At 51.8% G+C, this 16514-nt stretch carries 9 protein-coding genes; 3 read left to right on the top strand and 6 right to left on the bottom strand.

The genetic code is table 11. The features are described 5' to 3' along the window. Nucleotides 1-19: 19 nt before the first annotated feature. From JI741_RS06920 to JI741_RS06945, 6 genes are all read right to left on the bottom strand, one after another. Entirely contained in the window at nucleotides 20-1171 is a 1152-nt protein-coding gene (locus JI741_RS06920; protein ID WP_369411729.1) for an NAD(P)H-dependent flavin oxidoreductase, read from the bottom strand. Further along, on the bottom strand, nucleotides 1138-1563 hold the full coding sequence (locus tag JI741_RS06925; RefSeq protein WP_236675934.1) for a response regulator: 426 nt from the start codon (nucleotides 1561-1563) through the stop codon (nucleotides 1138-1140). Before JI741_RS06925 ends, JI741_RS06920 begins: the two co-directional genes overlap by 34 nt. A 179-nt stretch (nucleotides 1564-1742) precedes the next feature. Continuing rightward, on the bottom strand, nucleotides 1743-2609 hold the full coding sequence (locus JI741_RS06930; RefSeq protein WP_202008317.1) for an alpha/beta hydrolase: 867 nt from the start codon (nucleotides 2607-2609) through the stop codon (nucleotides 1743-1745). 51 nt (nucleotides 2610-2660) lie between these two features. Beyond that, nucleotides 2661-3251: a TetR/AcrR family transcriptional regulator gene (locus tag JI741_RS06935; protein WP_202008318.1), complete on the bottom strand. Its 591-nt coding sequence runs from the start codon at nucleotides 3249-3251 to the stop codon at nucleotides 2661-2663. A gap of 205 nt (nucleotides 3252-3456) precedes the next feature. Then, the gene (locus tag JI741_RS06940; RefSeq protein WP_202008319.1) at nucleotides 3457-4068 is read right to left on the bottom strand and encodes a YdeI/OmpD-associated family protein; all 612 of its coding nucleotides are present in this window, start codon (nucleotides 4066-4068) and stop codon (nucleotides 3457-3459) included. 73 nt (nucleotides 4069-4141) lie between these two features. After that, nucleotides 4142-10807, bottom strand: a complete 6666-nt coding sequence (locus JI741_RS06945; protein ID WP_202008320.1) for an alpha-2-macroglobulin family protein — start codon at nucleotides 10805-10807, stop codon at nucleotides 4142-4144. A gap of 366 nt (nucleotides 10808-11173) precedes the next feature. On the opposite strand from JI741_RS06945, the gene JI741_RS06950 reads away from it, so the two are divergent. The 3 genes from JI741_RS06950 to JI741_RS06960 all read left to right on the top strand — a co-directional run bounded on the left by JI741_RS06950 (nucleotide 11174) and on the right by JI741_RS06960 (nucleotide 16422). After that, a complete protein-coding gene (locus JI741_RS06950) occupies nucleotides 11174-12667 on the top strand; it encodes a PhoX family protein (protein ID WP_202008321.1) in 1494 nt (497 codons plus the stop codon). Between the two features lie 79 nt (nucleotides 12668-12746). After that, complete coding sequence (locus JI741_RS06955) at nucleotides 12747-14627, top strand: cytochrome c peroxidase (RefSeq protein ID WP_202008322.1); 1881 nt, start codon at nucleotides 12747-12749, stop codon at nucleotides 14625-14627. Nucleotides 14628-14811: 184 nt separating this feature from the next. Further along, a complete protein-coding gene (locus JI741_RS06960; protein ID WP_202008323.1) occupies nucleotides 14812-16422 on the top strand; it encodes a L,D-transpeptidase family protein in 1611 nt (536 codons plus the stop codon). Nucleotides 16423-16514: the final 92 nt, after the last annotated feature.

Consider the following 16514-nt stretch of genomic DNA (forward strand, 5'->3'; position numbering starts at 1 on the left):
GATAAAAATGCTACAGCGGTCAAACCGCTTCCGCTTCTTGAATGAGCTGTTGCAAAATTTCCACAGCAGGTTTTGCCTGCACGTTCACGGTCGATTGTCCGGCCCACAGGTTGGTGAATTCTTTATCGTCGCGTTGTTGGGCTGAGGCGCGGAGTGCTGCGTTAAGACTTGCTTGCAGCGGATAGGGGAGCGGGGCGATGCCCGAGTTTTCGACTTCGTTCATAAACGCGTTGCGTATGCCGCGGGCCCATCGCCCGGTGAAGGCGCGGGTCAGCGCGGTGTCGGTGCCGGTTGCGTTCATCACTGCCGACTTATAGGAAGGTATGGCAATGCTTTCCGTACAGGCAATGAAGGCGGTTCCGATCTGTACAGCCTGCGCGCCCAGCATCAACGCGGCGCGAATGGTTTTGCCATCGTGGATGCCACCGGCCGCCAGCACCGGTCGTGGCAGGCGATGCACAATTTCAGACACCAGTGAAATCAATCCCACCTGCGGCAAAGGCTCGTCGTCGAGGAAACTTCCGCGGTGACCACCGGCTTCAATTCCCTGGGCCGTGATCATGTCGACACCTTTCTCCTGGAGCACGGCGGCTTCGCGAAAACTGGTGGCGGTGCCGATCAGCACAGCGCCAGTCGACTTCAATGTTTTTAAACTCGCGTCGTCCGGTATGCCGAAGGTGAAACTGATCACGGAAATTTTTTCACTGACGAGAATGTCGAGCTGATCGGCATACGAATACATAGGTGTGTCAAGCGCGTCGGCGGTTGGGGCAGCCAGGTTGTGGTTGCGTGCGAGAGTCGTCAAGAACTCACGCATCTGGGACGCTTGAGCGGCTCTTGGCGTTGGAAGTGTGTTGGCAAACAAGTTCACGGCAAACGGCTTGCGGGTGAGCGTTTTGGTTTGGCGGATCAGGGCCAGTGTTTTGTCTGGCGAAAGCCCACCCACGGGAAGCGATCCCAACGCGCCGGCATTGCTCAGTTGGGCCACCATCTGTGGCGAAGTCACGCCCAGCATCGGCGCCTGCACGATGGGAAATTCGATGCCAAGTTGTTTCGTAAAGTCGTTTGTCCACGTCATAGAAGACCGGTTGGGTTGAACGGGTTGCAGGGTTGGGTTAGACAACGCAGGGCCGTTGCCTAAAATGAGTTCGGATGCACGCAGTCTTTCCAATAGTCCAGCAGCCGCTTGAAAACATCCTGCATGGCAGCCATGGAATTTTGTTTAATAAAGAATCCCTGCACGGTGAGTTCGTATGCTTCCTGCACCTGCGCCTGTACGGCAGCCGTGGAAAGAAAAACAAACGGTATGCTTTTCATGCGCAGAAAATCATTTTTGTTGAGACGCTTTCTGAACTCCAGGCCGTTCATGCCGGGCAGGTTGATGTCGCAAAGAATAAGGAACGGACGTTCCGGCGTGGTTTCCAGATAGTGGAGTGCACTGGGACAGTCCTCGAACTGACGGATAAAATCTTTCAGCCCAAAGTGAGTCAATACCTCCAGAAACAGCTCCTGATCATCCCTGTCATCGTCAATCACAACCACCGGCCCCCGATTCGTTATCATAGTGTTTAGCATTTCCCTAAACTTACAAAGACGACGGCGCAGGCGAAAGCGTTTTCGAAGCATCTTTTAGGTGACAAGAGACGGGCGCGATTACGGGCAGCGAACGGGTTTTCAATTGCCCCGGTTCACGTGCGGCCTGTGCTACCTACGGACCAGCCTAAGTCTGGATCACATCGCCATCACAACATCACCTGGCTTTGCTTCTCTTCAACCGCAGATTCATGCACAAAACGGAACACTGCTTCCACCACTGACAATGAGCGGAGGTTGTGACCAAAACCCTGCGTAGACAGGAGTGTTGATCCCTTCCAGGCTTCGTTGATCTTTTGTGAATAGTGATAGGGCGCTTCGGCATCTTCCTGATCGTGGATGATGAGCCCGTCGCGTTGCAGCGAGGCCGCAAATTTCTGTGTGGAGAAGAAGGATGGCGGAACCTGGTAGGCGTCTTCAAAATATTGGGTGATGTGACGCATGGCCCGGTCTGAAAGCTTTAGCGTGTCGCGAAAGAAATGCATGAAGTCGGTGGCTTCGCCCGGCGGCGCCATCAGCACAACCTGATCTGCCTGCAGACGCGGGTTGATGAAGAAGGTGTAGAGCAATGAAAAGCTTCCCAGCGAATGTCCCACCACAGCATGCGCGCCGCCAATTTGCTGAATAAAATTCTGAATCAGCGTGCTGTAGACCGGCACGGAAAGAAAGTTGCCTTTTGAAAGACCATGACCAGGTGCGTCAATAGAATAGACTGTGTATACATCTTTGGGAAACGCTTCCACATAGGGCTTCCAGCGGAATGTGTGGCTCTGCCAGCCGTGAAAAAACACCACTTTCTTTTCGCCGTGTCCCCAGCGGTAGACCTGAATGGCCGTGCCTTCGCTGGTGATGGTGGAACGTTGCGCCGTGTCGAAAAACGTTTGCTGTTTTCCGGTGATGGGTGTGCGGAAAGGTCTGCAAAACAGCAGGAAGCCCTGGCGTCCCGCGGTGCGGGGATGAATCCAGGCCAGAAAGTTCAGATAGAGTCCGAGGGTTTTGGTGAGGAGGGTTTTCATACGCAAGGTGTTTTAAGATACCAATTGGTATCTAGTGGAGTAAATTTTTTTTTAGAGTCTCAGGTCGTTCAATTGATTTTCAAGATGCTTCATGACGCGCCGGATGTCTACGTTGTTGTTTCGCAGTTTGCTCATCATGATGGCGCCTTCCAGGGAGGCGATCACCACCGTGGCAAAGTGGTCTTTGTCGAGGTCGGGTTTCAGTTGTTTGTAGCGGATGCCATTGTCGAGAATGGTCACCAGCGACTGGTGAAGAATGTCGAGGATCTTCAGCGCCGTTTTGCGCAGCACGGGATGGGCGTCGTCGGCCTCGATGGCGGCATTCATGAGCGGGCAACCGCCTTTCACTACGGGTTTGCTGATGTAGGATTCAAAATAGCGAAGCACGGCCAGAAGTTTGTCGGTTGCCGTGAGTTCTTCCTTGATGCGGCGGCGAAGTTCTTCCATCATGATGGTGGAGAGCTGAAACAGCGACTCCTTTTCCAACTCTTCCTTGCTTTTGAAATGCCGGTAAATGGCCCCTTTGGTGAACCCCGTGGCGTCGGTGATCTCGCTGATGGACGTGGCCTTGTAGCCCTTGGTGTTAAAGAGTATCCCTGATTTTTTCAGGATTTTGTCACGTGTTGCTTCCGGATCGCGCATTTTGCAAAGATACCAATTGGTATCTTAAAGGCAAGGTGGCGTGTGGGGGATATTTTGGGTGAAAATTTTGAATTGGATCGATTTGCCCAATGCTATTGTCGTTTCAATCCACGGTGACGGCCCAGAAATTCTTTGAAGTTTCGTCGCGTTCGAGAAGACGTGCGCGGAGAATTTTGAGCGCATTCACAATGTGGTTCTCCACCGTCTAGGACTTAATCGTTTTCTTTGGCTGAACATAATGATTGGCCCGAATGTTCTTTGCCGCCAGCGCCACCGTTTCAGCGATTCGTTTTTCACGCGTAGCGGCCTGCTTCGCGGAGTGAACCCAATACAGAATGATTTTTTTTGACGATGGCGGAAATTTTGAAAAGTGTGCCCGCGCCTCCGGGTTTGCCGTCAAAGCCGCCGCCAAATCTTTGGGCACAATGAGCTTCTCCACATCGTCCATGGCCGTCCAGGCGCCATTCTTCTTTGCGACATTGATCACGGCCAGCCCGGCAGGCTGCATACGATTTTCTTTCACAAGCACCGCCACCTTCTTTTTATTGACCGCGCTCCAATTTCCCTTCGGTTTTCGCTGACTGAAAAACTGAACCGTTCTGAGTTCGTCCAGAATAACCTTCTTGCTGTCGATCCACCCATAACACAACGCTTCGTCCACAGCATGCGAATGGCTTATGCGAGGTTTCCCGCTGGAAGGTTTATAATTCACCAGCCACACCGATTTCTTTTTTGCATGATTTTTATGCAGCCACCGGCGCCAGGCCTCCTGATCTTTGGCGTAGAATAAATCGGTGCCGTCGAGTTGTTCTTTCATGGTTGTGTTTTGTTAATTCCCTTTTCAGGCCATACACGTTAACGAGCATTTGGAGAAAAGGATTCTATCGACCTCACTTCACCGTCATCCGTGTTCCGTCGCTGTGACTGCCAAACTCCGGCGCGTACATGCTTTGTATGGTGGTTATGCCGTTGGAAAAATTTCCTCTGTTGTTCACACGAAGATCGTACTCAAAGATGTAAACCCCTTTTGGGAGATTGTCGAAGAAGAAGTTTGTGGAAGCGTCTCTCGTGGACTGATAGTAGTCAATGCCACTCTGGTATTTGTAGGCCGAATGAACATCCACCGGCTCGACACCCGAGGCGCGAAGGTCTTTCATGTGCAAAAAATCCAGGTCGCGATCGGTGTGCAGCTCGATTCTGACGCGCAGCAGATCGCCAACATTCACGGGTGTGTTTGGCTTCACTTCGGTCAACAGTTCCCCCTTGTCGCCAAGGCTTACGGCAAACACCTTCTTAGAAAGTTTTAGAGACGATTCTGCCCACATGATTTTTTCGAGATCTTCCCAATACTGCCAGTGCAAATTTGCCCAGGCGGTGCCGTTTCCTTTTTTCGTGAGCGTCACTTCGCCAAGTTCGGGGACGACAGCATCGCCCGTCCAGGAAGTGGAGAAATAGCCTGTGCCGGCTTCTGGCTCCTTTGCGGCCGGTTGTATTTTTTTTGTGCCCACAGTGGTTTCAAGTTGATCTTCGACCGGAAGCCACTCGGCACCTTGCAGCAGAATCGCGTATATGGCTTCCGTTGTGGCTTTGGTGGTGGCCCACTGGTGTGCCTGCTTGTGATTGATCAACCAGACGCGCAGGTTGTTGAGTGTAGCGTCATCACCCTGCACTTCGCTAAACGCTTCGATCAGGAGCGCCTGTGTTTCGATGGGCGACTCATACCAATACCAGCTTGAGGTATTTTCTTTCCAATACATACCCAGCGCATCGCTTGACAGGCTGTTCTCTTTAAGCGCCGCCAGGATTTCATTTGACAGCGTTTTGTTTCCTTGTCTGAAATGAATGAGGGCGGTCATGCCCTTCAGAAGCAGACTGGTTCTTGACCAATAGGTGGCCGATTGAGCGCGGTAATAGGCGGTGGCGACTTGAAGCGAATCGTTCATCTTCACCTCGGGAAAGAAACTGCGCATGTACAAATAGTGAATGGCCAATGCGTCTGGCTGCTGACGATCCATGAATATGGCAACAGCTTCCTTCGATTTGTTGGCTTGTGCGCGTTTCAACAAACGTCGATAGTCGTCGAGCATTTCGGCGTCGAGATAGCGTAGTGCACCCTGCAGTATTTCTTGTGATGTTCCTGTTGGCGGGAGCACGTTGAGGTGTTTCAGATGGCCAAGGCCGGAAACGATGTGTTGCGTGATGTAGCGGTTTGCGTGTGTGCCACCATTGAACCACGGGAAGCCTCCACTGGCCAACTGCATATCTTTTAGTTTGTCCAGCACACCACTTTGCCGGGCGCCTAAGGCATGGAGATCGAACAACGAGCCCAGTCGTTTTTTCTGTTCGGTTTCATTCTGTGCGCTGCGAACCCAAGGCGTTTCCTCCAGAACGATTGACTTGAGTTCTGGATTTTTCTCCAACGCACTCACCAACTCTCCCGACGAAGACCACTTTTCAAACACAGCTTTTATTTTCGGATTGCTGTTGGCGATGTGACTCGCCAGCGCATTGGCATAGTAGCGTGCGAAAAGTTGCTCGGCACACTCATACGGAAATTCCATGAGGTAGGGCAACGCTTGAACAGCATACCACGCAGGGTTTGATGTCACCTCAAGCGTGAGCCGGTGTTGCTGACGTGTGGATGACGTTGTGTTTCTGAGTTTGTCGAGGACGAAATGTTTTGTTTCGCCCGACTGCGCATGCATGGGCAATGATTCGGTAACCAGGATGCGGTTGGGAATTACGGGTAGAATGTTCTGTTCGCCATCGCTGAAGTTTCCGGCCTTGGCCACGATTTTATATTGCACAGCATCTACTTGCCCGGGCACATGCAATCGCCACGAAACCTCGGTTGTGCTTTTTGCAGCTACCGTGAAGGGCAACGCGCGAACCACATTCCCGAACGGACCATCGAGCAATTTTCCGGTAACGGCATCGGTGAGTTGCAGGATTGCTTTCCCGGATTTCGCCTGACTGGTGAGGTTCACGATTTTTGTTGAAAGCACCACCTCGTCGCCGGTTCGTAGAAAACGCGGAAAGTTGGGTGTTATCATCAGTTCTTTTTGGGTGACTACCTGGAGGGTTTGGAGTGTGGCCGTCAGGTTGCGCGTGTGTGCCAGCAACTGAAGTTTCCATCGTGTGAGGGCTTCTGGTGTGGTGAATGAAAACCGAATTTTGCCGTTCTCGTCGGTGGTGAGGTGTGGAAAGAAGAAGGCGGTTTCGTCAAAATTCTTGCGGACATTTACCTTGGCCATCTCTTCGTCTATCTTTTGCTGTCCGGCACGGGTAACGATAACGACTACACCATTTGCTGCCCGCGCGCCATATAGCGATGTGGCGGCTTCTCCCTTCAGGAGCTGAACGTCTGCGATAGCAACTCCTTCAATTTCGCGCGCCGCGACAATGACGCCGTCAACGACATAGAGGGAACCCCGCATGCGTGTCAACGGCGAATCGCCGGGGGTGAAGTTGAATGAGGATATCGAAACGCCTGCCGCTTCACCTGCAAGAAAAAATTCCAATTCGCGGGAGTCGGCACGGTAGAGCATGGTGATGGATTGGGTTAGTGCTTTTTTCTCGTAGGAGCCGCGCGCGGTAACAACCACTTCCGATAAGGCCAGCAAGGCTTCCTTCAGCGTCACATTCACCGTCGTCTTGCGTCCGAGTTTGGTTTCGGCTGGGGCATAGCCCACAAAGGTGAAACGGATCACATCACCACGACCGCCTTTCACTTCATAGTGTCCGTTTGCATCGGTGATGGCGCCCGTGGTCGTGTTGCTGATTGTCACGTTCACTCCGGGCAGGGGTTGTCCATTCGAGTCCACAACCGTTCCCTGCACATATCCTTTTCGTGTCGACTGCCCGCGTTGCAGCGATATGATGGATGGGCTGTTTAACGTCATCCCTACCGGGTAGATACGGTCCAGATAGGAACTCTGGTCCTGCATGCCGGTGAAGTTGAAACCGAACCAGTAAAAGTCATCATAGCGTTCGGCCGGTTTAGAATAGTAGTCCCGTTCATCCGTGGTTACACTAAAATCGCCGACGTCGAAACTTTCATCGCCATCAATGTCAATGCTACGGTGATCGCGCGCGTAGTCCGGAAGAAAATCATAATACCACCGGTTTACGTTAAATTGATCTAGTGACGCGTCATACATAGAGGCCAGCATTTCGGCTTCCACCTGTGTTCCGTTCGGGCCTTTCACTTCAAAGCTCCAGGTTTCTTTGGCGCCGGGCTGAAGTTTGTCTTTGAACGTGATCGTTTCGATCTCTATGTTGGGCGACGGCAGCGCGACCAACGCGTGGATCGTTGACGTGTGCAGCGAATTTTGATAGGATGTGGTGGCTGTAACCGAAAATTCCCTGCCCATGTTTTCCGTTATTGGAATGGCAATGTCTTTCGTCGTGCCTGCGAGGTGTTCTATGGTGATGCGGTTAATTTTTTGCAGCTTCTCGATAAAAACAGTCACCGTCAGATCCGAACACGCCGAACCGATCTTCAGGTGTGCGACCTCGCCGGGAGCATAAGCCTTCTTGTCGAATGTCAAAACCAGGGGCTTCTGGTCGGGCACGGTCTTGCTTGTGGGGTCGTGCAATTGAAATTGGTGTAGGGTCACCACTTCCAAACCGGCGGCGTCAATGGCTTTTAGCTCCACAACATATTCGCCAAGCGGCCATGTTTTGTTCATGGTCACAATCACATCCTTCGAAATTCGGGTGTCGAAGTTCAGCAACGCCAGAAGTTCTCCTTTTTGCTCGACAAGCGTCCGGTTTTTTTCATCATAACTCTCGTAGGGAAAAAACGAAGCGAAAGCTTCTTCAGAGAGAATCGGCAGATCCGGCGCCGACCATGGGCGATGACGCTGGGGTTGGGATGGTGTTTTAAGTTTATAGAGGGCCAGCGTGCCCTTGGCAGGGGTGAACTGTTCGTTCAAATTTTTGGTGACAACGCGAACGACGTTGGGAACTCGCCGGTCTAGTGTGTGGTCCATCTTTACGGACATGTCCAGCACATGATAGCCCACGTTTACAGTCGTTTCGGTGCTCCGGGTCTCGCCGTTGATGTCGATCACATCCGCGGTGATGGAATAGCTAAACACAGGGCGTCCTTCTTTGTTAATCGTGTCGCCGGCAGTGGCTTTAAAGGGAATCGTAAACTCTCCCTTGGCGTCGGTAGTGATTTGTCCGGAGGCAATTTCCTGTGCGTCCATGCCTTCAAGGTATCGGCGCGCAAGCGATAACCAATACGAAAATGCTATGGTCCGTATGATACGATAGTTAACTACGGCGCCTTTCAGTGCCGATCCGCTATAGGATTTTGCCACGCCGTTGACGTGTACGGAATCATTCAGGACAAAGGTTTCACGCACAGGATTAAACTTCGCTTCAAACGTGGGACGCTTGTATTCCTCGACCGAAAATCTCACTGAATTGTAGTTGAAATTATCAAGATCTTCAAAAAATGTGGAGTCCGATTCGGCATCTTCATCTGCATAGAGGCTGTACGCGCCCGTGAGGCCGCTCAAAGGAAGAACAAACGATCCGCTAAACGATCCGAACGAATTTGTTTTCAACCGAATGGCGTTCACCTCGACACCGTTTGGATCTTCCAGAATCACATGGACATGTTTCCCGGATATCACTGACGCCTTTTGGTTCTTATGCTGAAGCAGTATGCCTTTGAAATAAATTTTTTGCCCCGGACGATAAATGGCACGGTCGCTAAACATTTGGGTGTTTGCGGTCACTTCCTCGTCCTCGTCCTCTTCCTTTTTATCGCTCTCATCCTCATCTTCAAAATAGCGGTAATAGCGCGAGTTCTCTGCAACAATCGTGTCTCCGTTAAGGGATGCAGTGAATGAGAATCTGACACGGCCGGCGTTGCGCTCCTTTAGTTCGATGAAGCCATCTTTGTCTGTTGTTTGCTGTGCAGTGTACAGTGGTTGGTCATCCTTCAGTCTTGTGTAGCGAACCGTGGCGCCACGTATCGGTTTCCCGTTTATCCGGTCAATAACCTGGCAGCGATTGGCATTTTCCGATGTGGAATGTATAAGCACTAAGTTCGTAACACAAATACGCTTATAGGCAAGAACAGATTCAAGAGTAGAGTCCGTGGCATCATAGACCTTGGCCACGATCATATACGTTCCTTTGCCAAGTCGCGGAATCACCACTTCTGTACTATGAAGAAGAAGGTCTTGCGGATTCGTCAGTGTGCTAACCCAACGGTGCTCGGGTGGTATGCCTGCAAGTAGAGACCGGACTACAGAATCGGACTGCTGGAAGATTGAACGCTCCGTACCTTTTGAGATTCTCACAACAGAGAACGACACCCGGTCAACGTTGGCATATTCTACAAAAACCTTCGACCACGTGTCGGCAGGGATAAACGTTTCTGCCTTCAGTTGCAGATTCTGGGCAAGTAGGTGTTCTTTCAGTTCGGCGCAGTTTTTACCTCCAGGGCTGTCTGCAAAATGATCGATGGCCCATTGGCAAAGTTCCAGCGCCGCCAGTTTTTTGGGACGGAGTGATTCATAATACAGATTTTGAAAAGCTCGGGGTCTGTCAGTTTCGTCCTTCAGCATTGTGGCGATCTTGAAAGCAACAGCCGCCGATGAGGGATGCGTTATGAATGCGTCTTTTAGTTTTTGTAAAGCATTTTTGTGATTCTCATAGAGAACGTCGGTGTTCGTGGATGCATTCTTCAGAAAATCCAAACGTTCCATCTCCAGATTCACGAGCGCCGACGTGTCGAAAGCATTCCGATGAAGGTTAAGGAGATTGTGATAGATTTTAATCGCCAGCGCTGGCAAGGACAGACTGTCGGTATCGGCAATCGATGGGATCGCGAACAATCTGAAGTGGGCTGGATCGTCCCACGCAAACGGATTGGCGGGATGTGTGGTGTTGTCAGAATTTGTTGAAATTATTCGCTTTGTGTAATACTCCAACGCGCGGTGTGCGAGCAGGTCATAGAGAAAAGGGCGGTAGAGTCTTGAGTCTTCGGCAGGCAAGAGCAGGCCTTCTATTTTTTCGAGCTTCGTGGTTTGAAGAACAGATGCATCGCGAAGCGAATTCTGGTAGTGACGGCGAATTTCGCGATGCATGCCGTCCTCATCCCAGGTTCTGAAATCTGCGGGGTTCACGTTTTCCGCAGTCCGCGATCGTTTTTCGTAAACATAGTGGTGCAGGTGCTGGTTGAAATAGTTCTCGTATAGTTCGGCCAGAAAAGATTCCAGAATGTTTCGGAGCGGGGCTTTGCTGTTACTGATTTCTTTTTCAAATCGCTCAACAATGACCAGCTCTGAATTTTCTTTCAGTATCATCGTGAACTTGGACTGGTATAGCAACGCGAGGGGGATTTGAGTCATGTTGTTCTCGCGTTTTGCTTTCGCGTAAAGGCTGTCCACTTTCAATAGTGCAGAGGTGGTAAGACTTTTGAGTTCGGCACGGTAAATCTCACTCCACAGGTTGTCGTATGACGTGACCTGAGCGGATGCTGTGGTGGAAACTGCCAGGAGGACAAAGAGAAGTCGGTAAAACGTTAGTCTCATAGGAACGGGTTAGGAAATACGAGCATAAGATGCCTGTATAAATGCAATTCCATAAGGCTTATTGGAGATTTTTTTAACCGATGTCCTTATTTTGCGGCGCCTTTGCTGTGACCACCAGGTTGGCCCCCAACCAACGCTCAATAGGAACATTTTGCCCATCCTATTCTAACCGCCAACATAATCCTTCATATGCGCACATCGACTAGGTGATTTGATGCAGGGGGCGATTTTTGATCCCGGCCAACCCATGTTAACCCGTTAACATCACAATAACAATCCCCCGCAAATCGTAACGGACGTTTAATTTTCATTTAGCGACGAGGGAAAAGGTGCGCCCTAATTTTGGTGATATCTAACCCCCAAAAGATGAAAAAATTCTGTACGCGAATAGCATGTGTGTTGCTGGCGTTGTCTGTGGCCATGACTGCCTGCGAAGGTCCTCAAGGCGATCTTGGTCCGCAAGGCTCCAAGGGCGACAAAGGAGATAAAGGTGATCAGGGCAACAATGGCGAAGATGCCAACCAGGTTGTGTTGGCCAATCACTCCACAACCACAACCTTCCTCAAAAAATTTCCAGGGTTCGAAAGTGTTGAAACCTATTCACTGATCGGCAGCGCCGACTATCTTCCCGAATCACCGGCGTTTGTTTTTGGTGGTGCGGCCGATGGTGCTGGCGTGTTGAAGACAGCCGATGGTTTTGTGATGGTGGTGAACAACGAAGACAACATTGCCGTGTCGAGAATCACGTTCGACAAAACATTCCGCCCGGTGAAAGGCGAATACATTTTGAATTCAGACGGCGGTGTGGCACGCCTGTGCTCGGCCACCCTGGCCACGCAGGAAGAGCACGGCTTTGGTCCCCTTTTTCTAACCTGTAGCGAAAACGCCAGCGCGCAAATTCACGGACTCGATCCGTTTGTGGTGGTGACCGACCAGGTGAAAACAACACCAAAGTTTCTGCCCGGCCTGGGCCGGTGGGCTGCCGAAAACGCAGTGCCCCTTCCTAAGACTGCCTTCACCGGCAAAACGGTGATCCTGATTGGCGACGACGACTCGGGCACCTATGGCGGACAACTCGCCATGTATGTGACCTCGACCGTGGGCGACCTGGAAAACGGTAGCGTGTACGTGATGCGCACGCTTGACAAGAACCCCCGCGAAATGGACTTGACAGAAAACAACGGTGTTGACGTAGAGTTTGTGAAAGTTGAAAACCACAAAGCACTGACGGGCGAACAAACCAACATTGCCGGTGCAGACCTGAAGGCCCTTTCGTTTGGCCGCGTAGAAGACATCGACTATCGCAAAGACGGTGTGGGGCGTGAAGTATATTTCAACGTGACCGGTCAGGATGGCAATGCCGACCGCACCAAATACGGTCGCACCTACAAGCTTGCGCTTGATGGCACCGACCCGTTGAAAGGAAAACTCACCCTCGTGCTGAACGGCGACGACCGCGCAGGAAAAGCCGGTGCCTTCCAGGACCCCGACAACATTCTGGTGACCGAAAACTACGCCTACATACAGGAAGATCCCAACGGCTATAGCGGCATCGATCATGATGCTTATCTCTATCAATACAACCTGAAGACGGGCGCGTTGAAAAAAGTATTCGAGCTCAATCATTTCCGCGGCGATGCAAACGCCGAAGCCATCTATGGTGTGGCCAACGTTGGCGGATGGGAATACGGCGCCATGCTTGATGTGTCCGACATCCTGGGTATTCCCAACACGTTCACATTGAATGTGCAGGTTCACTCGTGGAAGTCACCCCAATTCAAAAATCCTGACGGCGGAACCTTGGCGGCGAACTTTATGGAAGGTAGTCAGATCGTTGTGCTACACGGCCTGCCGCGCTAATTCCTTCCGGTTTTTTAGTTGCCTTATTTTTTTTCTGACTGCCCGGCATGCTCCGGGCAGTTTCTTATTTAGCATACCGATGAAGATCCGATTTACGTTTGTGTTGAGCGCCATGGCTTTGATTTTCGTGGCCTGTACTTCCACTTCGCGCGAAGGCGCCGGCGACCCGTTGGCCCGCGTGAACCGCTATTGGCTTGGTGAAACCGATTCGTTGCAACGCGCGCTGGACAGCCTTGTGGCGAAAGCCGGACGTCACAGCCCGGCCGAAACCATGCAGGCAAGTTTCTACACAGCCCGCCATCATTTCAAACACATCGAATCGCTCACGTTGTTTTATTTTCCGGAAGAGTATGCACGCATCAACGGTCCGGCCTTGCTGCGCACAGAAGAATACGATGACAAAATTATAGCGCCCACCGGGTTCCAGGTGCTTGAAGAAAAAGTTTTTGCCGACTCGCTCAACTCTGCTGCCGTGCAGCATGAAGCCAGGGTGCTCCAGGTCATCGTGCGCAATCTGCAGAACACCATTCGCGCGAACACCCTGAGCGACGCCAATGTTTTTGAAGCCGCGCGCATCGAGATGCTCACCATCATGGCCATGGGCATTTCGGGTTTCGATTCGCCGGTGGCGTTTCGTTCCATACCGGAAGCAAAGTCGTCGCTGGAAGGAGTAGAGGCCATTGTTTCGATGTATGACGATCGTTTGAAAAATGATTCGCTCAAAAGCCATTGGCACGGATCGTTTCAGTCGGCTTATGATTACTTGGACAAACCCGTCGACTTCAACGCCTTTAACCGTGCTGCGTTTATTCTGGATCACATGAACCGGTTGTCGCAAGCGCTCCACACCTACCAACAGACTTTGTCGGTAGCGAACAATACTTTTTTAACGGCGCTGAACCACGACAAGTCAACGTTCTTTGAGCCGGGCGCATTCAACACCGACCACTTCGCGCCCACCTACAACCGCGACCTGAAACCCGCCGTGGCAGCGTTGGGCCGGTTGCTTTTCTTTGATCCGGTTTTGTCGGGGAGCAACACGCGTGCATGCGCGTCGTGTCACAACCCCGGGCAGGCATTCACCGATGGCAAAGCAAAGAGTGTCGCGTTCAATTTCAAAGGCGATGTGGCCCGCAATGCGCCAACCTTGATCAACGCAGGTTTTCAAAAGTCACAGTTCTGGGATCAGCGTGTCACCTTCATCGAAGATCAGGTGAACAATGTGATTGTGAATCCCCTCGAGATGCACGGCCACATGGAAGAGTCGGCGCGGAAGCTGATGGAGAGTGAAGCCTATCGGACCTTGTTCAAAAATGCGTTCGGGCAGGACAGCATCACGAAGCCACAGATTCAAAGTGCATTGGCAAGCTACATCCGTTCACTCACGGGCCTCAATGCACGCTTCGACAAATACCTGCGCGGAGACCGGTCCATGCTTTCTCAACAGGAGGTAGACGGCTTCAATGTGTTCATGGGCAAAGCCAAGTGCGGCACCTGTCATTTCATGCCCTTGTTCAACGGCACGGTGCCACCCTTGTATCTCGAAACGGAATCGGAAGTGTTGGGTGTGCCCGCAAAGGCTGACACGATGCACGCCACTGTGGATGGCGATCGCGGCAAGCAGCTCACCTATAACCGCGACCTTCACGCCCATGCTTTCAAAACGTCTACCGTTCGCAACGCCGCGCTCACCGCACCCTACATGCACAACGGGGTGTATGTCACACTCGAAGACGTGATCGACTTCTATAATCGCGGCGGCGGTGCCGGCCTTGGCATTGACCTCGGCAATCAAACGCTTCCCCGCGACAGGCTTCAACTCACCCAAAAGGAGAAAAAACAATTGGTGGCCTTCATCCAAACACTCACCGACACCACCGGGCTGACCGCGCGTCCAACGGCATTGCCACCCTTTAACAACCCAAAAACCGATGCACGAAAAATTGGTGGGGTGTATTGACGTTGGTGTTTTGTAAGGGTGGGAGTGAGGAGCCTCAACATGTGAAGGGCAGGTCGGTGAATGCCCTAGCCAATTCAGCCGACAGCCGCGACAACGACGCCCTGTGATCGATTGCAGTCGTTTTTTAACCTGGTTTCTTCGTGGACGTTATCATTCATGCGCTTTTTCTGTGTAATTTTTCCGCATGAAGACCTTTCCCCTCTTGTTGCTTTTTTTTGTTGCGTGTTGCTGGGGCTGTAGACAGACTGCGCAGGTTTCGGACCAGATCGGTGCCGATTCTATCCGTCAGAAAAAGATGCTGGACGCCCAGCTTGTGGCGGGCAATTTCAGTGACCAGAAGGCCGTTCACTTCGACAGTTCGGCCATTCGTTCGTTTGTTAAAAAATATCCGGGCTTTGCGTCGTATGGGGCTGACTTGGAAAAATTTTATCGCGCCCGTAACTATTCCTATGCCTGGTATGATCGCAACGGTGTGATTGAACAGGCCTCCGCACTATTCAACCGGATTCAGAATCTCCAGCAGGACGGCATCAAAGCAACGCTGCCCTACACACAAAACTTTCAAGCCCTCATGGACGATCGCGACACATTGCTGCGTCGCGAACCAATGAACGCCGAAGCCGAGCTGATGCTCACATCGCAATACTTCAGTTTTGCCCGTCACGTGTGGCATGGCATCGACGAATCTGAAACCCGGAAGCTGGAGTGGTTTCTCCCCAGAAAAAAACTCGACCTCGATGCACTCATGGATTCGTTGCTCAATCCAACATCCAAACCCTTTGTGACACATGAGCCTGTCTACCGTCAATATGCATTGTTGAAATCGTACCTGAAGAAATATAACGACATCGAGTCGCGGGGTGGTTGGAAGACGATAACGCTCGACCGCAAAGCGTATCACAAGGGCGACTCATCCATGGTGGTTGTGGAACTCCGGAAGCGCTTGTTCGCTTCGGGCGATTATGCCGGCGACACCACGTCGACGCTTTTCACCGACGACCTCGAAGCCGCGGTGAAAATTTTTCAGGAAAGTCGCGGCGCCACGCCCGATGGTATTGTAGGGTCGGGCATGGTGAAAGACCTGAATGTGCCCGTGGCAGAGATCATTCAAAAAATTGTGGTCAACATGGAGCGTTGCCGCTGGGTGCCGCAAAGCATGGATGGAGACTATATGGTGGTGAACATCCCGTCGTTCAAGCTCTATGTCTATCATGCCGATTCGTTGGTGTGGGACATGAACGTGGTGGCAGGTCAGGCGATCCATCAAACCAATATTTTTTCGGGCGACCTCAAATACATCGTCTTCAGTCCCTACTGGAACGTGCCCGCCAGCATTCTGAAAAACGAAGTGATGCCAGGCATCGAAGCCGATCCCGACTACCTCGCCAAACACAACATGGAAAAGGTGGGGAACACCGTGCGCCAAAAACCGGGACCGCGAAATTCGCTGGGCCTTGTGAAATTTCTTTTCCCCAACAGCTATAGCATCTACCTGCACGACACACCTTCCAAAAGTTTATTCGGCAAAGACAACCGTGCCTTCAGTCACGGATGCGTGCGCCTGGCCGAACCCAAAAAGCTGGCGATGTACCTGCTCCGAAACAACCCCGAATGGACAGAAGCAAAAATCGATGCGGCCATGAACGCGGGCAAGGAAAAATATGTGACACTCGACAAAACCGTGCCTGTGCTGCTGGCCTACCTCACGGCCTTTGTGGGGCGCGACGGCAGATTGAATGTGCGCAACGACGTCTACAACCTCGATGCACGACTGGCCAAAATGATGCTCCAATAGAAGGCCTTCGCCGCCAAACCGGTGTTTGAAACTTTTCGGCCGTTGTCTTCATCCTGATTTCAACAGGTTCTACCTGCAGGATTGTTGTCAAT

Source organism: Chryseolinea lacunae (genome assembly GCF_016735595.1).
Lineage (GTDB): Bacteria > Bacteroidota > Bacteroidia > Cytophagales > Cyclobacteriaceae > Chryseolinea > Chryseolinea lacunae.